Raw genomic sequence first — 19,952 nt, 5'->3', positions numbered from 1 at the left:
CCATGGGCCCTCCACGGCGGGTTTTCCTACATCACGTCCTTGTCGCTTTCTTCCACGGCCCGGTCGATTTCCGCCTGGAGCTGCGGCGGAAGTCCCGGGATGTCCACGCTCAGGAAGCCGCGCACGATGGTGGCCACCGCATCGTCTTCGCTCAACCCACGGGACATGAGGTAGGCGATCTCTTCCTGGGCGATCTTGCCCACGGCGGCTTCGTGGCTCATTTCCACCCCGTCCGTATGGCCTTCCAGTTCCGGGATGGCGTGGATGATCCCGCCGTTCAGGATGAGGCCCTTGCATTCCAGGTGGGCCTTGATGTCCGGCACCTCGCCGATGAGATGCCCGCGGGCCACGATCTTTCCGCCGTTGGAGATGGTGCGGGCCACGATTTCCGCCCGCGCTCCCGGCTTCTTGAGATAGATCCGGCCGCCCACGTCGTATTCCGATCCCGGGCTTCCCACGATGATGCTGTAGAATCGGGCCACGGCGTTTTCCCCCACCAGGTGCGTGGTGGGGTACATCTGCAGGCTCCGCACCGGCTTCATGCAAATGTAGTTGTTGAGAAACAGCCCGCCCTCTTCCACCTGGGCCACCGATCGCGGACGGATGTCCATGTCCTCGGCCCAGTTGTGGATCATGGTGAAGCTCAGCTTGGCGTTTTTCTTGACGAAGAACTCGGAAACCCCCAGGTGGGCGCCCCGCTTCATGTGCGGCGAGGTGGAGCAGCCCGTGATGATGTGTAGCTCCGAATCCTCCTCGGCGATGATGATGTTGTGCACGTTTTGCTGGAGGTTGTTCTTGTCCATGTAGAGGCAGGCCTGGATCGGGTAGACGGACTTGGCGCCCGGAAGGGCCCGGATCACATAGCCGTCGTGGAGATCCAGCTCCGCCGCCGCCGTGTACTTGTCCGTGTCCACAGCCACCAGCTTCCAGTAGTAGTCCCAGATCCAGTCGTACTTTTCCAGGGCCTTCTTGATGGGGATGACTTCGATGCCGTCCTGCTTCACGTCGCAGTGAACCACGGCGGTGTCTTTCTGGATATAGGTGCCGCCGCGTTCCTTCTCGGTGATGTCGATCCCGGCCATGACCAGCCGCTCCTTTTCCAGGGGCGGCAGGGAAAGCAGCTCGTCGTGGTCGATGTAGCGGTGTTCCACGGGAGCCTTGTCGTATCGGCTCAAATCCAGGTCGGGTCCGATGGCGGCCGGCTTGTCCTTGGCCTTGAGAGCTCTTTCTTTCAGTTGCTCGCGAGTGTACATCGCACGCACTCCTCGTATCCCATTTCACTGATGCACTGGAGGATATCACGCGGGTTGTCGGCACAGCTCAGAACGCCGTTGTAGAGCACCTGGCCCTTGTCGGCCGTGAGGTATTCCAGGATGTGGCCCGTGTGGGTGATGATGAGACCCATCTTGGTCCGCTCCCGCTTCACCTGAAGCATGGACTTGAGGTCCGTGGGGGAGCATTCCTTCTGGAGCAGCTTGGCGATGGTGGTGCCCACCAGGGCGATGTTTTCCAGGTCCACGCCGGATTCGGGCTCATCGAAGAGCATGAGGTCCGGGTTCTGAGCCAGGAGCTGCAAAAGTTCGGAGCGCTTGATCTCGCCGCCGGAAAACCCGGCGTTCACATCCCGATCCAGGAAGTCTTCGAAATTCACCTGGCGGGCCAGGGATTCCGGGTCCACGTCGTCCCGGTTTCCCGCGCAGATCTTCACCATCTGGCGGGTCTTCAGGCCGTGGATCGTGGGAGGCCTCTGGTAGGCCATGCCGATACCCAATTGGGCGCGCTCGTTGATGGGCATATGGGTGATGTCCACACCCTTGAAGGTGATCTTCCCGCCCGTGACCTTGTATTGGGGGTATCCCATGATGGTCATGAGCAGGGAGGTCTTGCCGGATCCGTTGGGGCCGAAAAGGATGTGCGTCTCGCCCGGTTTGATCTCCAGGTCGATGTGCTTGAGGATCTGCTTTCCGGCCAATTCCACTTGTAGGTCCTCGATGACAAGCATACGGTTACTCCTCTGCATTGGCCTTTGTTCTTACATTCACGCCTCGGCAGTGCTCACGGTAAACATTTGGCGCGTGCGGCGCAAGGCCAAAGTGGCCGCCCGCGGCCTTGACTTGCCTCCCCGTGCTGAATAAGACTACTGCGCCTTCGGGCTCCGCCCCCCACGCATCCTGGACGGTAAGAAGGGAAAGATGGACAAACGCGTCGTCGATTTCGAAACCAAACGACTGGAAAAGCTTCCGCCCCGCGAGGTGGGACCTTATCTCATGAGCCTTCCGGCCAAGCAGCGGATGGAAACCATCCTCGCCCGGCCCGATGCGGAGGCCGTGGTGGCCGCCCTGCCGGAACAGGATTTTTATCTGACACTGAAAGAAATCGGTCCGGAGGATGCCCTGCCTCTGCTGGAACTGGCCCGGGTGGACCAGATCACCCACGTCTTCGACCTGGAGGCGTGGCGCCGGGACCGGATCGTTCCCGGTCCCGCCGCCCAGTGGCTGGACCGCCTTTATCGAGCCAGCGGAAGGAAGTTGCTGGCCTGGCTCTACCAGGCCGACTTCGAGCTGCTGGTGAGCGTTTTCAAAAAGTGGCTCCGCGTGGCCCACATCCCCGAGGATACGGATCCCACGGAGGCCGTGGACACGCTTCCCAAGAACACCCTGGACGACCAGTACTTCTGGGAAGCCCGCTACCCGCAGTACGAAGACCTCATCCGCAACATCCTGAGCTTTCTCTTCGAGGCCCATTACGGGTTCTACAAGGAGCTCATGAACCAGATCATCTGGGCCCTCGATGCGGAAGTGGAAGAGGAAGCCTACCGCTTTCACCGGGGACGGTTGGAAGACCGGGCCATTCCCGACTATTACGACGCCCTGGAGATCTACCGGGCCATGGAGCCCGAAGAGATCCCTTACGACAAGCTGCTGGTGGAAAGGAACGGGGAAGACCTGGAGAATCCGCCGGCGTTCGCCCTGGTGGCCGTGCCGGAAGGAGGGCTTTTCCGTCGGGCCCTAGAAGCAGTGGAAGACGCCCGCCTCCTGGAAACCCTCCAGCTGGAGATGGCCTCCATCGCCAACAAGGTGGTGGTGGCGGATGCCCTGGCGCCCGACGATGCGGAGGATCTGCGGGAAGCCGCCGGGAAGGCCGCGGCCATGGTCAACCTGGGCCTGGATCTTCTCACGGCGGGGGACGCGGCCTTGGCCGCGTCGGCGCTGGAAAGGGTGTATCTGGAGCACCTCTTTCGTCTGGGCCACAGCCGGGTGGCGGAGATCCAGCGGACCCTCAGGCGCCTCACCAAGAGCGGGTGGCTTTCCCGCTGGGCCTTCGGGCCGACCATCCTGGATTCTCCCTGGGCGGAGAGACTGGAAGGGTTGATGGGCAAAACCGCCAAGGTCACCCGGCTGCAAGGTGCGGAACGCCCGCGCCTGGTTCAATCGTTCATCCAGGATCGGCGGGATCTCCACGACGCCGCTCACTGGGTGCAGGTGACGGCGTCCCTGGGGCCGGTCTTCGACGCCCTGGAGGTGAACCCTGCGCAGCTGGCCGAGGAACTGTGGGCCGAAGGTCAGGTGCGCATCCTGGAGGAGGTAACCCTGGGGAGCCTCCTTTTCACCGCCACCGCCTGGAGCCTTTTGGGCGAATCCCGCCGCGTGGAGCCCCTGGCGGTGGATCGCTGGCCGGAGATCTTTGCCGCAGCGGCGCCGGAAGCCCTTTCCGAAACCCTTTCCGGTTTTGTGGATTCGTGCGTCGCGGGCGAAAAACGCCGCCGCCTGGTCTGGGAGTACGTGCAGGGCCTGGTGGACCGCTATGACGAGGAAACCCGGGCCTTCCGCGGCAAGGAACCTCCGGATCCCCGCCTCATGGGGCTCTTCCTCTTCCGGGCCCCCCGTTACAAGCCTGCCTGAAAACGCTGGGGATGACGGCGTTTCTCGTAGCGCAGCCCTTTAGGGCTGCGGAAGAACCTCCGGGCGTTGGATGGACCCTCGCGTATTTTCTGTCGTCTCATGGGTGTGCGACGGCCCTTTCCCACGGGGCTTCAGCCCCGCGGCGAAGGGTCATCGTAACCCATGGAGTCGCAAGCCGTATGCGATGGCCTATCCGATGGCCGCGGATTTTTCCGCAGCCACGGGAAAAGAGATCAGCCGAGACTACGGTATCCCGGCAAAAGCTGAAATTCCGAACTCCCATTACCTCCCATTGCGGAGGGCCGGAGGAGACGAAGGCGGAAGGCACCCTTAGAAAAAACGTCACGGTAGGGGCGAAGGATCCTTCGCCCCTCTCAGCCCGCGTACAGGAAGGGCGCAAAGGCGGCTTTCCATAAAAGGCCCGAAAAGGTCCGCGCCACGGCTGTTGCGGTATGCCTTAGCTTTGTAGGGGCGGTTCGCGAACCGCCCCTACGGTCGGCACCCCACTCACCGTGCCGATGTGCGGCCTAACCGGGGCACGGGATGCCGAGAAGCCCCTGTCGGGTCCGTCTTTCAATTCGCACCGGAACGATCTCTCCCACAGCGGCGCGGAAGTCGGCCGGAAGGACCACGTGGAGATAGTTTTCCGACGTTCCGGCCCAGAGCCCCTCGGACGTGCGGGTTTCCAGCAGAACCTCCAGCCGCCGTCCCACGAAGGTTTCCTCGAACGCCCGCTTCTTTTGCCTTGCCAGGTCCCGCAGGGCCTTCGCCCGCTCCTTCAGTTCCGATCCCACCACACGGCCGGACATCTCCGCCGCCGGAGTGCCGGGCCTGGGGGAGAACGGAAAGACGTGCAGGTAGGTGAGAGGAAGACTCTCGATGAGCTCGTAGGTGTTCCGAAACCGCCTCTCCGTTTCCCCGGGAAAACCCACGATCACGTCCGCACCCAGGGCGGCCTGTGGGAAGCGCCGGCGCAGGGTTAGGATCGTTTCCGCGTATCGGCGTGGCGTGTAGGGCCGTCCCATGGCTTCCAGGATATCCCCGTCGCCGCTCTGGAGCGGAATGTGAAAATGGGGGCAGATCCAGTCCAATGTTTCCAGGGCCTTGAGAAGTTCCGGCGTGACCTCGCCCGATTCCAGGGAACTCAGGCGCACCCGCTGGGGCCGCTGGGCCCGGTCCAGTTGCTGAAGCAGTTCGTGGAAGGCCGCCTCCGGTTCCAGGTCCCGGCCCCACTGGCCCAGGTGGATCCCGGTGAGGACCACTTCGCGGTATCCGGCCCGCTGGAACCGGGCCATCTGCTCCGCCACGAAGGCGGCCGGGTGGCTTCGGCTCCGGCCCCGGCTGTAGGGAACCACGCAGTAGGTGCAGAAGGCGTTGCAGCCGTCCTGCACCTTGAGGAAGGCGCGGCTTCGGTCTCCCAGCATGCGCGATACGGGCAGGGGACACAGGTGGCCGTAGGCGCGGGAATCGCTCACCGCCACCACCGGGTGATCGAAATCGCCCGGCTCTTCCAGCCAGTCCCACAACCGGAACTTTTCTTCGCTTCCGATGATGTGGGTCGCCAGCCCATCCCGGGCGAGACGCTGCCAGTCCACTTGCGCGTCGCAGCCCACCACGGCGATTCGCGCGTTGGGGCTCAGGCGCCGGGCCCGGCGTAGCAGCTGCCGGGTCTGGTAGGCGGCCTTGGATGTCACCGCGCAACTGTGCACCACGTAGAGGTCCGCCTCTTCCTGGAATTCCACCACCTGGTGGCCCCGCTCCAGAAAACCCTGCAAAAACGCGGAACTTTCGTACTGGTTCACCTTGCAACCCAAGGTTTCCAGAGCAATCTTCATGATTCCCTACTTTCCTTCCGGCGACTCTGTATGCAGAACGCCGGGCTCTCAAAAAACCGCAGTAGGGGCGAAAAATCTTTCGCCCCTACAGTATCTGCCGATCCGAATCTCACCACACCCTTCCGCTCTGCGCCCCGCTTTCCCACCGGGTCGCTTAACTCCTACCCCTCCTCCCCTGCCCTCTACCCCTTACCCCTTTACACCCTATCCCTCTAATCCTTAACCCTTAATCCTTCTAATCCTTCTCTATCACGCCTCCTCCCAGCAACAGATCCCCGTCGTAAAAAACCGCGGCCTGCCCGGGGGTGACGGCCCTCTGGGGAGCGTCGAACCGCACGTGCACCACGGTCTCCGACAGAGGCTCGAGCACGGCCGGGGCCGGCTTGTGCTGGTTCCGGATCCGCACCAGGGCGTTTCGGGAACGGGCGATGGGAGGGATGGAGACCCAATTGACCCGGGCGACCCTGGTTTCGCGGCACAGGAGCTCGTCGGCGCGGCCCACCCAGACGGCGTTTCGTTCCGGATCCAGGCGGATCACGTACCAGGGGGCGGTGGAGGGGAGGTTCAATCCACGCCGCTGGCCGATGGTGTAGTTGAAGATCCCCGTGTGCCGGCCCAGGACCTTTCCGCTCCTGTCCAGGATGGGCCCTTCCGCGGGCGGCGCCGCGCCTCCCAGCCGATCCAGCAGGAACCGGCGGTAGTCCCCGGAAGGGATAAAGCAGATCTCCTGGCTCTCCTCCGGCAAAATCCGGGCGAAGCCTTCCCGCTCGGCCCAGTTCCGGGTGGCCGCCTTGGTTTCCTCCGCCAGGGGAAAGACGGCGTGCTCCAGCTGCTCCTGGCTCAGTCCGTAGAGAAAGTAGGACTGGTCCTTGGCGGGATCCGGGGAACGCAGGAGGCCGAAGCGTCCGCCGCATTGCGAAGGATCCAGTTTGCGCACGTAGTGGCCGGTGGCCAGGCGGTCCGCTCCCAACCGGCGGGCCTCTTCCAGGAGGCGCCCGAACTTGACGGTCGGGTTGCAGAGCACGCAGGGGTTCGGCGTTCGTCCGCGTTGGTAGGCTTCCAGGAAGGGGCGGATCACCAGCCGTTCGAAGTCGCGGCTGAGATCCACCACGTGCAGGGGAATGTCCAGGCGCTGGGCCAGATGGGCCGCCAGGGCTTCATGGGGGTTCGCTTCCGGCCGAGGTGCGGATCCGTCCGGGGCGGATGGGGGAAGGAGCCGCATGTGCAGGGCGAAGACGGAATGGCCGGCCTTTTGGAGCGTCCAGGCGGCGCGGAGGCTGTCGGCTCCCCCGCTGAGGGCTACGGCGATGATCATGATATTTTAACGAGGATGCGCTCAGGCCACGTCCTCTTCCAGCTCCACCTTCCTGTCGAACATGACGATCATGGCCCGGGCCGGGCAGGTCTTCACGCACAGCTCGCAGGCGCTGCACCGTTCCGATTCGAACAAGACGGCCATCTCCGGCCTCCGGATGTGCAGGGCCCCCGTGGGGCAAACGGCCGTGCAGGCGCCGCACTGGTAGCATTTGTCTTCGTCGCGGCGGATCCCCTGGGCGATGGACTCCACCTTGACCCCGATGTCCTTCAGGTATTTCAGGCCCTTTTCATAGTCCTTCCGGTTTCCGCGCAGTTCCAGTACCATGAGGCCTTCCTTGCGCGGGAAGATCTGGGCCTTCAGGATGTTGAAGGACAGGTTGTAGTTACGGACCAGGTTGGTGACGATGGGCTTGTCCACCACCTCTTTGGGAAACCGTAAGACCAGCATGCGTGCAAACATGGCTTCATCCCCTTGCGTCCCGCCGTGGGCGGGGCGTTAGTCGAGACAATCGTGTGGGTTCTGCTTAACGGACGCGGGGTGTCGTGTCAAGTTGAGACGAAGGAGATGTCCGATGGTTCCTGATCCTTTCGGAAGACGGTTGGCGGCGGTTCGTCGCAAGGTGGAAGCACTGGACCTGGACGGGGTCCTCATCTCGCTTCCGGAAAACCGCTACTACCTGAGCGGGTTCGAAGCGGGGGATATGCAGCTTACGGAAAGCTCCGGATTTCTGGTGATCGGTTCCAGCCGCCAGATGCTCCTCACCGATTTTCGTTATCAGGAAGAAGCCGCCCATCAGGCCCGGGGCTACGACCTGGTGATCTACAAGGAAGGATGGAACCAGGTCCTTCCGGACCTGTTCCGGGACCTGGAGATCCGCCGGCTGGGCGTGGAGGCGGGACACCTGACCCACAAGCGCTTCCTGGAGGTGCAGGAGGCGCTGGAACGCGTCTGGGAAGGCAAGGCGGAAGCGGTGGGCCTGGAAGGGCTGGTGGAAGAGCTTCGGATGGTGAAGGAACCCGAAGAGCTGGACCGGATCCGGGCGGCCGTGGCCCTCACCGAGCAGGTTTTCGACCGGGTCTGGCAAGACCTTCGGCCCGGGGTCACGGAAAAGGAGGTGGCCTGGGAGATCGAGGCCGGCATCCGGAGGGCCGGAGCCGAAGCCGTCTCCTTTCCGCCCATCGTGGGTAGCGGGCCCAACGGGGCGCTCCCCCACGCCGTTCCCACCGACCGGAAAATCGCAGCGGAAGACGCCGTGGTGCTGGATCTCGGCGCGCGCCTTCGGCTCTACTGTTCGGACATGACCCGCACCTGGCTCGGCCCCCGGGTGCCGCAAAAGATGAGGGAGATCTACGGGATCGTGCGGGAGGCTCAGCTGGCCGCCATGGAAGCCATTCGGCCCGGCATTGATTCCCACGAGGTGGACCGGATCGCACGGGGAATCATCGAGCGCGCCGGCTACGGGGACGCCTTCGGCCACGGGCTGGGCCACGGGGTGGGCCTGGCCGTCCACGAAAAACCCGGGTACGGAAAGAAGAACTCCGTCATTCTCCGGGAAAACATGGTGCTTACCGTGGAGCCCGGCATCTATCTGCCGGGCCTGGGCGGCGTGCGCCTGGAAAACATGGTCCGCGTCACCGCCTCGGGCTGCGAATCCCTCAACCGCGATGCGTGGTTTCTCGAGCGGTGACCCTTATTGGCGGCCTGCGAAGTCCTGAGCAGGGCGCCGATTGCTGCACCTTTCGTAGGGAGTTTGCTGCGGTCATTTTTTAGTCAGCTCAAGCGACGAGCCTCTCTGCCGAACAAACATGGGATAGGATCTTCGTTGTGTTCGTCCCGGAGGGCTTCGGTCGCAACACGCCACGATTCGACCGGTCATGCCCGCATCTCGGGGGCGCGTTGATCTGCTAGAGTCCGGCGACTTTCAAGATGTGCAAGAAATTTCCACCTGTGCAGGAAAAGTTCGTTCCTGACTGGAAATGCTTTGCACAGCTGATCTGGGCCGCAGCGGAAGGAATTTATAACATATTGAAATTATGCAAAGGGCCAAGAAGGTTCCTGGATTCGATACTTGGCTCAAAACGTGCGAAGAGTGACTACAGCAGTTAACTGCGTCCAAAAGGAGGCCCAGATGAAACAGGCCATTGTGAAGATCATCCTGCTGATTGCAGTTTTGGTCGTTGTCGCCCCGGCGGACGCCGTGCCGAATCTGCAAATTTACATACCCGGAGCTTCCTACGACGAAGCCACTGAAACGTGGATCATCAATTCTCTGGAATACGACTTGTGGGTCGTGGGTGCAAACCAGGATATCTTCGACGTGAAGGCGGCTTTTGCTGCGCCGGTGGATGAAGATGGTTCGGTTGCTGTGACGTGGAAGCAAGGCACTACGACTTGGGCTGGATATCTGGACGATGGAAACACGGTTTCAAGAGGTCCAGGCAGCTACGAAGTTTTGAGTGAGGGGCCGGGAGGGGGAGACACGACAACAGACAGTTACTTCTTTGAAGATAACGGCACTCCCGTGATGGGGGACGGTGGGTCTGTTCCGCGCCACGGCGTTTTCCCAACATCTTACTACGAGTACTACATCGGGGATTTTGGGACCGATCAGACGGTGCAAAACTACTTTCCAGGCGAGTTCGGTGATACCGCCTCTGGCGAGATCAAACAATTCCACATTGTGGTATCCGGCTACACGTGGGTGGACATCGTGGCTTACGACCACGTGGTCAAGTCGAATGCCAAAATCCATTCGGTCTTCAGCCCGTTTTCCCACGATGGTGGCGGGGGCGTGCCGATTCCCGAGCCCATGAGTCTGGTTCTGATGGGTACGGGACTGGTTGCGGGCGCTACCGTAATGCGAAAAAGAGTGCGCTGATCCGGAGTGATGTGTGAGCAAAAAAAACCCGCGCTCTGCGCGGGTTTTTTTATGCTTTGAAATACTCGCGATACCAGTCCACGAACTTGCGGATGCCGTCCCGGATGGAGGTGACGGGCTTGAAGCCGAAGTCCCGGGTGAGGTCGTCCACGTCGGCGTAGGTGGCCGGCACGTCCCCGGGCTGGATGGGAAGGAGCTCCTTCTTGGCCTCCTTTCCCAGGCATTCTTCCAGGGTGCGGATGAATTCCATGAGTTCCACCGGCTGGTTGTTTCCGATGTTGTAGACCCGGTAGGGGGCGTAGCTGGTCCCCGGGTCGGGGGCGTCCCCGGACCAGTGGGGATCGGGCTGGGGGGCCTTTTGCATCACCCGATAGACCCCTTCCACGATGTCGTCGATGTAGGTGAAGTCCCGCTGCATCTTCCCGTAGTTGAAGACCTGGATGGGCTCGTCGTTCAGGATGGCCCGGGTGAAGAGAAAGAGCGCCATGTCGGGCCGGCCCCAGGGGCCGTACACGGTGAAGAAGCGAAGCCCCGTGCAGGGAAGGCCGTAGAGATGCGCGTAGGTGTGGGCCATGAGTTCGTTGGCCTTCTTGGTGGCCGCATAAAGCGAGACGGGATGGTCCACGTTGTGGTGGACGGAAAAGGGCATGCGGGCGTTGGCCCCGTAGACGGAACTGGAGGAAGCGAAGACCAGGTGCCGGACGCCGTGGTGGCGGCACCCTTCCAGGATGTGCAGGAAGCCGGTGAGGTTGCTGTCCACGTAGGCGTAGGGGTTCACCAGGGAGTAGCGGACTCCGGCCTGGGCCGCCAGGTGCACCACCACGCGGAAGGGATAGCGATCGAAAAGGGATTCCATGGCTGGACGGTCTTCCAGGTCGATCCGGTGAAAGGTGAATCCTTCCCGGTCTTCCAGTAGTTTCAGGCGGTCCCACTTGATCCGCACGTCGTAGTAGTCGTTCACGTTATCCAGGCCCACCACGGAATACCCTTCGTCCAGAAGGCGCCGGGCCAGGTGGAAGCCGATGAATCCGGCCGCGCCGGTCACGAGTACGGGGTGGGAGGCATCCAGGAGCATGGGCATCTGTCCTTTCATCTTCTGGAAGAGAACCGCCAATGAACGCGAATGGACAAAAATTAATGAGCGACGACGGCAACCCTGAGCAATCGGCGCCCTGGGGCGAGACCTCCGACACGGCTCACGTTCCCGCCCGGCCGATCATGGCGTTTGGACGGGTACGGGTCAAGGGGAAAGAGGTGGGGAGAAGGGCGTACGGCGTTGTCGCGACTTTGGTCAGGCGGTACCGTAGGGGCGGTTCGCGAACCGCCCCTCGCGGGTTTTCGGTGCGACGGCAAAGCTTCTGTAAGCCGGGCGGATACCGGAGCCGTCGGCAGGGGCGAAAGACTTTTCGCCTCCAGGCGGGCCGGGCCCGGGGATTGGGGTTATCGGCGGGCCGCTGGGAGCTCCCGGCGGCGTTCAGGCTTCTTCCGCCGGAGCCTGCTTGAGTCGCACGGTGAGCACCGAGCAGGGGGCCTTTCGGACCACACGGTCCGCGGTGCTGCCGAAGAGCACGTGGGCCAGGCCCGTCAAGCCGTGGGAGCCGGTGACCAGGAGATCCATCTGGTTCTTTTCCGCAAAGGAAACGATCTCCGTGGCCGGGTACCCGGAAAGCAGGTGAATCTCGTAGGGTTGCTTTTCCTTGAGGCGGCTCACGTAGCGCTCCAGGATGGCCGACCGGGCCGCTTCCGTGGCCTTTTCCACGAAGTGGGCGTCCATTTCGAGCGGCACGTACATCTCCCGGATGGGGGCCGTGGCAAAGGTCACCATCACATGGACGATGTGGAGCACGGCTCCGTAGCGCCACGCCAGATCCTTGGCCACCACGAAGGCCTGATCGGCGTTTTCGCTGAAGTCGGTGCAATAGGCGATGTGGCGGTAAAGCGTGGACCCCATGGCTTTCTCCTTTTTCGACGGATGCCGGCTAGACGTCTTCGGTGTCCACCACCCACACGGTGATTCCCTTGGCCCGGGCCGTGACGGACTTGGAGACGCTTCCCAGGAAAAGCTCCTTGACCCGAGAAAGGCCCCTTCGGCCCATGGCGATGGTGGAACATCCGAGATCCGCGGCCCGTTGGACGATGATGTGCGCCACTTCCTGGGACTCCACGGCGAAGTGCTCCTCGATCTGTTCTTCCGGGAATCCCCCTGCCACCAAGAGGCTCCGAGCCTTCCCAAACATCTCCCGCATGGCCTCTTCTTCTTCGGGCTGCCAGAAATAGCCGCTCAGATGCGGATGTTCCTCCTGGAGTTTCTCGATGCGCCGGATCACGTCCTTACCTAGCAGGTTGGGAGAGGCGGCCGGGAGCACGTGGAAAAGGAGGATGCGCACGTGGGCCGCGCCCTTCAGCATCCGGTTGATGTAGTGGACCGTCTTGAGCGATCCGGGCCGGTCGTCCAGGGCCACAAGGATCCTTTCCATGTCACAGGGCTCCTTCGATATGAGAGGACAGCGTTCTAGGTCTTAGCTGGGAGCGGCCCTGGCTGCAAGCCGGATCGCCGGCAGGCCGGCTCCCACAAAGAACCTCCCCAAGAGGTATCCTTCTTCCATGCTGCGTGGCGAGCTTCGCCGTGATCGTAAGTCGCAGGGCGTCCTTTGGCTCAGATGTCTTTGAAAACCTTGGCCAGGGAATCTCCGGCCACGTGGATCTTCCATTCGTTGAGGTACCCGAAGGGGGTTTCCATGACCTGAAACCCCGTGCGGGCGAGACGCTCCTTCACCTCGTTTACCATCCCCTGGGTCGTTTCCGCATGGGCCTTGGTGGAGGCTAGGTGGTTGAACGAATGGAGCACCACCGCTTCCGTGCCGAATTTCCGGGCCAGCCACTTGATGTTCTTGACCCACTTGACCACCACCTTGTCCCTGCGGTCCTCGTCGTGGGCTTCCGCATGGTAGAAAACCACCACCGCGTCCCGGCATTCCGCTTCTTCGTCCCGGTCGGGCACATGGTCCAGCGTCTTTTCGAAGGTGCGATACCAAAAATGGGGTGCGTAAAACATGAGAAGTTTCATGGTCCGTCCTCCACTGCTCATATACACCCCCACGGCCCGGGGAGGCAAGGAAGGCGGGCAGAAGGATAAGGGATATGGGATATGGCGTATGGGGCCAGGAGTGGAGAAGGAGGAACAGCGGGAACGAGGCATCTCCTTCTCCTTTATGCTTCCACCCTTACCCCCTCTCCCTCTATCCCTTACCCCGTATCCCTTATCCCATATCCCATACCCCGTATCCCTCCCCACGCGGCCCGGCTTTTCTTGACAACCAACGGGGGCGCCGATAGGATTTCCGCGTCACGGCCCGGTGTGGGGCCGTGCCGGACAGAGCGGCGCGCGGATCCCGCGGGGAGTGCAGCGAGGTCGGGCGCTTGGTGCGAAACCCAGAGGGGGGAGGGGAGTCAGCGTGCGAGTCCGCGTCTTTGCCATCCGAGCCTTTCTCGGCATTTTTTTTGCCCTGTTTCTCTCCCGATTTTTCTTTCCCCAAGCTCCTGCCGCCATGATCGGGGTTCTGGCGATTCTTTTGATCTTTTCCGCCTATGTTCTGGAGGCCCTTCGAAAGAAGGGGGAGTGACATAAAAGGTAAGCGGGGCGGCCCGGCGCCGTTCTGCTGAAGGCCCAAGGAGAGGAGTTTTTATGGATTGGGAACGACCACCGCACAGAGGGCAGGGACCCGGAAATGTGCCGGATCTGGAAGAGGTGCTGAATCGACTCAAAGCGCGGTTTCAATTCCCGGGACTCAAGGGCAGTCCGCTCTGGCTGCTGGTGCTGATCGGCCTGGCGGCCTTTGCGGCCTTCAACGCCTACTACACCGTGGAACCCCAGGAGACGGCCGTGGTGCAGCGTTTCGGCCGGTTCGTGCGCACGGAAGGACCGGGCCTCCACTTCAAGATCCCCTTCGGAGTGGAGACGGTCACCAAGGTGCTCACGGGCCGGGTGCTCCAGCGGGAGTACGGATATCGGACCGTGGCGCCCGGGGTGCGAACCCGGTTCGCCGAGCAGGGGTTCGAGGATGAATCCCGCATGCTCAGCGGGGACCTCAACGTGGTGGATATCCAGTGGACCGTGCAGTACAAGGTCCAGGATCCCGCCCAATACCTGTTCCAGTTGAAGGACGTGGAGGGAACCCTGGACGACATCTCCGAATCGGTGGTGCGCCGTATTGTGGGTAACCGCTACGCCGACGAGGTGCTCACGGTGGGCCGTGCATCCATCGCGGAGATGGCCCGCCAGGAAATCCAGGAGATCATGGACACCTACCATACGGGGCTCCAGATCATCACGGTGAAGCTCCAGAACGCCAACCCGCCCGATCCGGTGAAGGCCGCCTTCAACGAGGTGAACGAGGCCCGCCAGGAAAAGGAACGCATGATCAACGAGGCGGAGCAGGTCTACAACCAACGCATTCCTCGAGCCCGCGGCCAGGCGCGCCAGACCGTCACCCAGGCGGAAGGCTACGCCACCGAGAGGGTGAACCGCGCCCAGGGTGAAGTGGCCCGGTTCCAGAACATTCTGGCCGAATACCGAAAGGCCCCGGATGTGACCCGCCGGCGCATGTATTTGGAAGCCATGGCGGAGTTTGCCCGCAAGGCGGGCCGCCTCCTGGTGGTGGACACGGAAAAGACGGGCGTTCTGCCCCTGCTCAATTTGAACGACCTCGTCCGCGAATCGGCGGATGTCTCGGGCACGGCCTTCGGCGGCGGGGAGGTGAAGAAATGATACCCAAAGGCGTTCGACTTCTGGTGGTGGCCCTGTTTCTCATCGGGGCGGTGGCATCCAGCTCCCTTTTTGTGGTGAGGGAAACCGAACAGGTGGTGATCACCCAGTTGGGCCGTCCCGTGGGTGATCCCATCACCCAGGCTGGCCTGCACTTCAAGATACCCCTGATCCAAAAGGCCAACTTCTTCGAAAAGCGAGTGCTCAAGTGGGACGGCAGTCCCAACCAGATCCCCACCCGGGACAAGAAATACATCTGGGTGGACACCACCGCGCGCTGGCGCATCAAGGATCCGCTGCTTTTCCTGCAGCGCGTGGGCAACGTTCCCACCGCCATGAGTCGCCTGGACGGCATCATCGACTCGGTGGTCCGGGACCACGTGTCCAACAACAACCTGGTGGAACTGGTGCGCAGCGAAGGCTGGGAGGAGGCCCGGGAGAAGCTCATGGAAGCCGGCCTGGGGGATTATCAGCTCCTTTTGAGCACTTCCGCGCAGACGGACCCGGAGATGTCCCCGGTGCTCACCAAGGGCCGCGAGAAGATCACCCGGGAGATGCTGGCTGATGCCGCCCGCCTGGTTCCCGAATTCGGCATCGAACTGCTGGATATCCGGATCAAGCGGATCAACTACGTTCAGTCGGTGCAGCAGAAAGTCTTCGACCGGATGATTTCGGAACGGAAACGGATCGCCGCCCAGTACCGGTCGGAAGGCGAGGGGGAAAAGGCCGCCATCCTGGGGCAGATGGAGCGGGAGCTGGCCAAGATCCAGTCGGAAGCCTACCGGCAGGCTCAGGAAATCCGAGGCAAGGCGGACGCGGAAGCCACCCGGATCTACGCGGAAGTCTTCGGGCAGGATCCGGAGTTCTATCAGTTTTTCAAGACCCTGGACTTCTATCGGAATTACGACAATTCCCGCAGCCTCTTTCTGATCGGAAGCGATGCCGAGCTCTTCCGCTACCTGAAGAAGCTGGAGGGCGCCGACCAATAGGCGCGTGAGGGGTGGGGCGTAAGGCGTGAGGCGTGAGGAGTAAGGGGTCTGGAGTGAGGGAATTCCCATACCCCTTACCCCATATCCCTTATCCCTCCCCCTCGTATCCTTAAATTCTCTAATCCTTTAATCCTTGATCCTTCCTACTCGGGAGATGGGTGGATGATCCACATGGAGGAAAATCCGCAAAATGTGACGGCCGTGGACCTGGTGGTGGCCATCCCCACGTTCAATGAGGCGGCCTCCATCGGGCGGGCCGTGGAGATCGTGGGGCAGGGCCTCAAGGAGTATTTCCCGGACAGGCAGGCGGTCGTCATCAACTGCGACAACCACTCCCTGGACGGAACCCGGGATGCCTTCTTCAAGGCGAATACCTCCGTGCCGCGCATCTATCTGTCCACCGAGCCGTCCCGGCGGGGCAAGGGGGCCAACCTGCGCATGCTTTTCGAAAAGGTGCAGGAACTGAACGCCCAGGTGGTGGTGGTCCTGGAGGCGGACATCTCCAACCTGAGCCCGTCCTGGGTGCCGCTCTTCGCCGAGCCGGTCATCCGGGGGGCCGCGTACGTCACCCCGCTCTACCTGCGCCACAAGTACGAAAGCACCCTCACTTCCTGCCTGGTGTATCCGCTTTCGCGCTGCCTCTACGGACGGCGGGTCCGCCAGTTGGATGCGGGCGACTGCGCCTTCCGGGGGGAACTGGCCGCCGCTTTTCTGGAGGCTCCGGCCTGGTCCGAACCCGTGGAAGCCACCGGGATCGACGTGTGGATGGGGACGGTGGCCCTCACCTCCCGGCAGCCCGTTTGGCAGACCTTCGTGGGGGCTCCCAAGAAGCATCGCATGAAGGATCCCTTCGCCCACCTGAGCGTGCGGTTCCGGCAAGTGCTGACCACCCTGTTCGAACAGATGGCGGTCTACGAGCCGTTCTGGAGGCGCGTCAAATGGAGCAAGCCCACGGCGCTCTTCAACCTGGACGGCCAGGAGATGGATACGCCTCCCATCGTGGAAGTGAACGCGGCCAGGTTGTTTCAAAGGTTTCACGAGGGCTTCCAGGAGTTTGACGGCCTGTGGCGCGATGCGTTCGACCCCATGGGCTACAACAAGCTCCACGAGATTCGCTCCATGAGCTTCGAGCAGTTCACCTTCCCCACCCAGACGTGGGCGGCGCTGCTCTTCGATGCGGCCGCGGCCTACCGGAGATTGGGGGAGGACGACCGAGCGAAGGCGGCCCTGGTGGATTCCCTGCTGCCCTTGTACCTGGGTAAAGTGGTTTCTTACGTGAAACGAACGGAGCGGATGTCCGTCCAGCAGGCGGAAGAGCATGTGGAGGACATGTGTGCCGTTTTTGAAGAAAACAAGCCGTACCTGCTGGAACGGTGGCCTCACTAGTTCGGAAGCCGGCAAAGGAGGAGGATCATGGCGAAGATTCTGGTCGTTGACGATGAGGAACACATCCGCTTGCTTTATTCCGAAGAGTTGCGGGAAGCCGGCTACGAGGTGATCACGGCGGACAGCGGATACAAACTGCTGGAGCGCATCGAAGAGGAAAAACCCGACCTGGTGATCCTGGACATCAAGATGGTGGACTACGACGGTCTGGACCTTCTGCAGGACATACGGGCCCGCTTTTACGATCTTCCGGTGATTCTTTCCACGGCCTACGACACCTTCAAAGAAGACGCCAAGTCCATTGCCGCGGACTACTACGTGGTGAAAAGCTTCGATCTCACGGAGCTCAAGAAGAAGATCGCCATGGCGCTGGAAACCCACCTGCCTGAGAAGGATTGAAGGAGTAAGGATTGGAGGGATACGGGATATGGGATATGGAGTATGGGATATGGCAATTCGCCACACCCGCTTAATCTCAATCCTTTAACCTTTTGATCCTTAATCCTGAATGCTTTCCTTGTCACTGGGGTGCTCGAACCCACAGCGCGCATCCGAGAAGGGCAAAGAGCACGTTGGCCGTCCAGACCCCCACCACCGGCGGGACCATCTCTGAATGGGACATGGACATGCCCACCTGCAGGATCACCAGGTAGAGGAAGGTGAGGAGGAGACCGAGGGCGATCCCGAGGGCGATGCCTCCTCGATGGCCCAGGTGCAGGCTGATACTCACCCCCAGCAGGGCCAGGATGAGGGCGGTTAGGGGAACGGCCAGCCGGGAATGGAGTTCGGTCACGTAGGCCGTGGCGTCGTAGCCTTCCGCCTGAACCCGGCGAGTAAACCGGTAGAGGTCCGCCCAGCCCAGTTCCTCTGGAAGCGCCTCGGCATCCTCGAAATCCCGCGGGCGTTCCTTCAGATCCAAGTCCAGAACATCGAAGGCGTTTTGAACCGCACGCCCGTTGGGAAAGTCGGTGAGGACGCCCTGGCGGGCTTGCCATCCTTCGCCGGTCCATCGCACCGTGCGAGCGTCCAGGCGCCGATCCAGCTGGAAGTCCACGCCCAGAAAATAGAGGGTGACGCCCTGGAAGAGGGCGTGCTTGGGATCGTAGAGCCGCGCCTGGAAGAGGACCCCGTCCCCGCGGTACCACACGTTTTCATGGGTCCAGCCCAGCCGGGAGGACGCCTTGTCGATTCGTTCCTGCCAAAGGCGGGCCGCCCGGTTGTTGAGCGACCGCCCCACGGTTTCCCCGAGCCCGAAGGTGGCGGCGCTCAGGACCAGGGCCGCCGCCACCACCGGACCCGCATAGACCCAGGCGTTCAGGCCGGCCGCCCGCAACGCGATGATCTCGCGATTGCGCTGCAGCAGGCCCAGCCCGATGAGCGCGGCCAGGAGCGTGGCGATGGGAATGCCCTGGGAGAGGATAAGCGGGATCTTGAAGGCGAAATAGAGAAGAGCGTCCCCCAGGGCGGCGTTCTTTTCGATGATGTCGTCGAACTTTTCGAAAAAGTCGATGACCAGATAGATCCCCACGAAGCCGAAGAGGGACACGCCGAAAACGGAGAAAAAATGGCGCACGACGTAGCGGGTGATGATTTTCATGGCCTGGTGTTCCTACTCACTATTTGCCGGGGTGATCGTGAGAGCCGGCTGTCTTCTTGTGGGGCGGAGTGCAGATCTTGAGAGCGAGGGCGCGCACCGTGCCGCACTTATGCCACCAGTCCACGAGGGCGAACGGGGTCTCGTCATGGGCCTTTTTCCATAGATAGGCGGCCAGGGCGGCGGCCGCCATGTTGGGAAGCCAGATGCCCAGGGCGGCGGGGAGGATACCCTCTTCGCCCAGGGCTTTTCCGGCGGAAAGCACCACATAGTAGCCGAGAAAGATGGCGATGCCCAGCGTGACCCCGCTCATGCGGCTGCCGCGCTGAAAAAGGGCTCCCAGGGGCGCGGCGGCCAACCCCAGGAAGAGGCAGGCGAAGGGAAGGGCCAGCCGTTTGTGAAATTCCAGCGCGTATCTTGTTCCGTCGGAAGACTCCATCCCGCGACGAAGCTCCGCCAGGCTCATCTCGCCTTTCTTCCAGCCTCCCGCGTCGTCGCGGCCCAGCAGGTCGTCCAGATTCAGAACCAGGTCGTAGGACCCGAATCGAATGGTCTGACTTGCCTTCAGGTCGTCTCCCACGCGGCTGATGGAGCCGTTTTCGATGCGAAAGATCAGGGCGTGCTGACCGGGTGCGTCCAGAAGCCGGGCGCTTTTCGCCACGATGGTCGCCCGGGTTTGCGGGTTTCGGGTATCGTGGATGAACACGCCCCGGATCTCCCGGGTTTTCGGATTCACCCGGTCGAAGAAGAAGACCAGGTTGGGCAGCACGTCGATGAAGCGTCCTTCCTTGAGAAGGGCGGGGACCACCGCCCGCCCCAAGGCACGCAGGGTGATTTTCAGTTGCCGGTTGGCGGTTGGCACCAGGGTCAGCGACGTGTAAAAAGAGAGCGCCGTGGCGAGCAGGACCACGGTGGCCACCGCGGGCCATAGTTGGCGAAATCCCACGCCGGCACTTCGAATGGCCACCAGTTCGTTGTCTGCCGTAAGGCGCAGGAATCCCAAAAGGACGCCAATGAGGGTGGCCATGGGCAGGGCGTAGAGCGCCAGCTTGGGAAGAGCCAGGCCCATCACCCGAATCACGTCCATGAACGTGACGGATCCGGCGAAGAGATAGGTGGTGAGCTGCATCATGCGGCCTGCCAGCAGGATGAGCAGCAGTCCGGAAAAGCAGATCACCGCCGGAATCAGCTGTTCCAGGACGAGGTAGCGGTACAGGATGCGGCCCATGGGTGAAAAATCCTTCCGATGTTGTCGCCGTGATGCCGAAAGGTAATCCATTACCCA

19 protein-coding genes are annotated in these 19,952 nt (G+C 62.0%); 8 read left to right on the top strand and 11 right to left on the bottom strand.

The window, feature by feature from the left end; translation table 11 throughout:
- Positions 1-26: 26 nt before the first annotated feature.
- Complete coding sequence (locus BUB04_RS02580) at positions 27-1,253, bottom strand: SufB/SufD family protein (RefSeq protein WP_073036662.1); 1,227 nt, start codon at positions 1,251-1,253, stop codon at positions 27-29.
- The gene (locus tag BUB04_RS02575; protein WP_073036661.1) at positions 1,232-2,002 is read right to left on the bottom strand and encodes an ABC transporter ATP-binding protein; all 771 of its coding nucleotides are present in this window, start codon (positions 2,000-2,002) and stop codon (positions 1,232-1,234) included. Before BUB04_RS02575 ends, BUB04_RS02580 begins: the two co-directional genes overlap by 22 nt.
- Positions 2,003-2,192: 190 nt before the next feature.
- On the opposite strand from BUB04_RS02575, the gene BUB04_RS02570 reads away from it, so the two are divergent.
- On the top strand, positions 2,193-3,902 hold the full coding sequence (locus BUB04_RS02570) for a DUF6178 family protein (RefSeq protein WP_073036658.1): 1,710 nt from the start codon (positions 2,193-2,195) through the stop codon (positions 3,900-3,902).
- Between the two features lie 527 nt (positions 3,903-4,429).
- Here BUB04_RS02570 and mtaB read toward each other — a convergent pair.
- The 3 genes from mtaB to BUB04_RS02555 form a co-directional block, all read right to left on the bottom strand.
- Positions 4,430-5,737: a tRNA (N(6)-L-threonylcarbamoyladenosine(37)-C(2))-methylthiotransferase MtaB gene (gene mtaB, locus BUB04_RS02565; RefSeq protein WP_073036656.1), complete on the bottom strand. Its 1,308-nt coding sequence runs from the start codon at positions 5,735-5,737 to the stop codon at positions 4,430-4,432.
- Between the two features lie 235 nt (positions 5,738-5,972).
- A complete protein-coding gene (gene mnmA, locus BUB04_RS02560; RefSeq protein WP_073036655.1) occupies positions 5,973-7,052 on the bottom strand; it encodes a tRNA 2-thiouridine(34) synthase MnmA in 1,080 nt (359 codons plus the stop codon).
- 21 nt (positions 7,053-7,073) lie between these two features.
- Positions 7,074-7,514 (bottom strand): NIL domain-containing protein, encoded by a 441-nt coding sequence (locus BUB04_RS02555; protein WP_073036654.1) that lies wholly within the window; start codon positions 7,512-7,514, stop codon positions 7,074-7,076.
- A 112-nt stretch (positions 7,515-7,626) separates the two neighbouring features.
- Here BUB04_RS02555 and BUB04_RS02550 point away from each other — a divergent pair, with 112 nt between their 5' ends.
- Together BUB04_RS02550 and BUB04_RS02545 are read left to right on the top strand one after the other, a co-directional pair.
- Positions 7,627-8,742 (top strand): M24 family metallopeptidase, encoded by a 1,116-nt coding sequence (locus tag BUB04_RS02550; protein ID WP_073036653.1) that lies wholly within the window; start codon positions 7,627-7,629, stop codon positions 8,740-8,742.
- Positions 8,743-9,183: 441 nt separating this feature from the next.
- Positions 9,184-9,933 carry a choice-of-anchor N protein gene (locus tag BUB04_RS02545; RefSeq protein ID WP_073036652.1) on the top strand — a complete coding sequence of 250 codons (750 nt, stop codon included), beginning with the start codon at positions 9,184-9,186 and terminating at the stop codon, positions 9,931-9,933.
- A 49-nt stretch (positions 9,934-9,982) separates the two neighbouring features.
- Here BUB04_RS02545 and BUB04_RS02540 read toward each other — a convergent pair whose 3' ends face one another.
- From BUB04_RS02540 to BUB04_RS02525, 4 genes are all read right to left on the bottom strand, one after another.
- Complete coding sequence (locus BUB04_RS02540; protein WP_245795106.1) at positions 9,983-11,026, bottom strand: NAD-dependent epimerase; 1,044 nt, start codon at positions 11,024-11,026, stop codon at positions 9,983-9,985.
- Positions 11,027-11,407: 381 nt separating this feature from the next.
- Complete coding sequence (locus tag BUB04_RS02535) at positions 11,408-11,884, bottom strand: universal stress protein (RefSeq protein WP_073036650.1); 477 nt, start codon at positions 11,882-11,884, stop codon at positions 11,408-11,410.
- Positions 11,885-11,912: 28 nt separating this feature from the next.
- Entirely contained in the window at positions 11,913-12,410 is a 498-nt protein-coding gene (locus tag BUB04_RS02530; protein WP_073036649.1) for a universal stress protein, read from the bottom strand.
- A 179-nt stretch (positions 12,411-12,589) separates the two neighbouring features.
- A complete protein-coding gene (locus BUB04_RS02525) occupies positions 12,590-13,000 on the bottom strand; it encodes a threonyl-tRNA synthetase editing domain-containing protein (protein WP_073036648.1) in 411 nt (136 codons plus the stop codon).
- Positions 13,001-13,388: 388 nt separating this feature from the next.
- On the opposite strand from BUB04_RS02525, the gene BUB04_RS19230 reads away from it, so the two are divergent.
- The 5 genes from BUB04_RS19230 (at position 13,389) to BUB04_RS02505 (ending at position 17,472) form a co-directional block, all read left to right on the top strand.
- Entirely contained in the window at positions 13,389-13,556 is a 168-nt protein-coding gene (locus BUB04_RS19230) for a hypothetical protein (protein WP_178371883.1), read from the top strand.
- Between the two features lie 62 nt (positions 13,557-13,618).
- Positions 13,619-14,701 (top strand): FtsH protease activity modulator HflK, encoded by a 1,083-nt coding sequence (hflK, locus tag BUB04_RS02520; protein WP_073036647.1) that lies wholly within the window; start codon positions 13,619-13,621, stop codon positions 14,699-14,701.
- Complete coding sequence (gene hflC / locus BUB04_RS02515; protein ID WP_073036646.1) at positions 14,698-15,687, top strand: protease modulator HflC; 990 nt, start codon at positions 14,698-14,700, stop codon at positions 15,685-15,687. Before hflK ends, hflC begins: the two co-directional genes overlap by 4 nt.
- A gap of 162 nt (positions 15,688-15,849) precedes the next feature.
- Complete coding sequence (locus BUB04_RS02510; protein ID WP_073036645.1) at positions 15,850-17,073, top strand: glycosyltransferase family 2 protein; 1,224 nt, start codon at positions 15,850-15,852, stop codon at positions 17,071-17,073.
- 27 nt (positions 17,074-17,100) lie between these two features.
- Entirely contained in the window at positions 17,101-17,472 is a 372-nt protein-coding gene (locus BUB04_RS02505) for a response regulator (protein WP_073036643.1), read from the top strand.
- A gap of 121 nt (positions 17,473-17,593) precedes the next feature.
- On the opposite strand, the gene lptG is transcribed toward BUB04_RS02505, so the two are convergent.
- Entirely contained in the window at positions 17,594-18,670 is a 1,077-nt protein-coding gene (lptG, locus tag BUB04_RS02500; protein WP_073036641.1) for an LPS export ABC transporter permease LptG, read from the bottom strand.
- Positions 18,671-18,689: 19 nt separating this feature from the next.
- The gene (gene lptF / locus BUB04_RS02495) at positions 18,690-19,895 is read right to left on the bottom strand and encodes an LPS export ABC transporter permease LptF (protein ID WP_073036639.1); all 1,206 of its coding nucleotides are present in this window, start codon (positions 19,893-19,895) and stop codon (positions 18,690-18,692) included.
- Positions 19,896-19,952: the final 57 nt, after the last annotated feature.

The sequence above is a fragment of the Desulfacinum infernum DSM 9756 genome (assembly GCF_900129305.1).
GTDB classification, from domain to species: Bacteria; Desulfobacterota; Syntrophobacteria; order Syntrophobacterales; family DSM-9756; genus Desulfacinum; species Desulfacinum infernum.
Note: the sequence above shows the minus strand (reverse complement) of the source record. Positions and strands in the feature narration are given on the sequence as shown.

Bases quoted from the DNA above. Each gene is read 5' to 3' on its own strand.
- BUB04_RS02580 (WP_073036662.1), bottom strand. From the start codon at position 1,253: ATGTACACTCGCGAGCAACTGAAAGAAAGAGCTCTCAAGGCCAAGGAC.
- BUB04_RS02575 (WP_073036661.1), bottom strand. From the start codon at position 2,002: ATGCTTGTCATCGAGGACCTACAAGTGGAATTGGCCGGAAAGCAGATC.
- BUB04_RS02570 (WP_073036658.1), top strand. From the start codon at position 2,193: ATGGACAAACGCGTCGTCGATTTCGAAACCAAACGACTGGAAAAGCTT.
- mtaB (WP_073036656.1), bottom strand. From the start codon at position 5,737: ATGAAGATTGCTCTGGAAACCTTGGGTTGCAAGGTGAACCAGTACGAA.
- mnmA (WP_073036655.1), bottom strand. From the start codon at position 7,052: ATGATCATCGCCGTAGCCCTCAGCGGGGGAGCCGACAGCCTCCGCGCC.
- BUB04_RS02555 (WP_073036654.1), bottom strand. From the start codon at position 7,514: ATGTTTGCACGCATGCTGGTCTTACGGTTTCCCAAAGAGGTGGTGGAC.
- BUB04_RS02550 (WP_073036653.1), top strand. From the start codon at position 7,627: ATGGTTCCTGATCCTTTCGGAAGACGGTTGGCGGCGGTTCGTCGCAAG.
- BUB04_RS02545 (WP_073036652.1), top strand. From the start codon at position 9,184: ATGAAACAGGCCATTGTGAAGATCATCCTGCTGATTGCAGTTTTGGTC.
- BUB04_RS02540 (WP_245795106.1), bottom strand. From the start codon at position 11,026: ATGAAAGGACAGATGCCCATGCTCCTGGATGCCTCCCACCCCGTACTC.
- BUB04_RS02535 (WP_073036650.1), bottom strand. From the start codon at position 11,884: ATGGGGTCCACGCTTTACCGCCACATCGCCTATTGCACCGACTTCAGC.
- BUB04_RS02530 (WP_073036649.1), bottom strand. From the start codon at position 12,410: ATGGAAAGGATCCTTGTGGCCCTGGACGACCGGCCCGGATCGCTCAAG.
- BUB04_RS02525 (WP_073036648.1), bottom strand. From the start codon at position 13,000: ATGAAACTTCTCATGTTTTACGCACCCCATTTTTGGTATCGCACCTTC.
- hflK (WP_073036647.1), top strand. From the start codon at position 13,619: ATGGATTGGGAACGACCACCGCACAGAGGGCAGGGACCCGGAAATGTG.
- hflC (WP_073036646.1), top strand. From the start codon at position 14,698: ATGATACCCAAAGGCGTTCGACTTCTGGTGGTGGCCCTGTTTCTCATC.
- BUB04_RS02510 (WP_073036645.1), top strand. From the start codon at position 15,850: ATGATCCACATGGAGGAAAATCCGCAAAATGTGACGGCCGTGGACCTG.
- BUB04_RS02505 (WP_073036643.1), top strand. From the start codon at position 17,101: ATGGCGAAGATTCTGGTCGTTGACGATGAGGAACACATCCGCTTGCTT.
- lptG (WP_073036641.1), bottom strand. From the start codon at position 18,670: ATGAAAATCATCACCCGCTACGTCGTGCGCCATTTTTTCTCCGTTTTC.
- lptF (WP_073036639.1), bottom strand. From the start codon at position 19,895: ATGGGCCGCATCCTGTACCGCTACCTCGTCCTGGAACAGCTGATTCCG.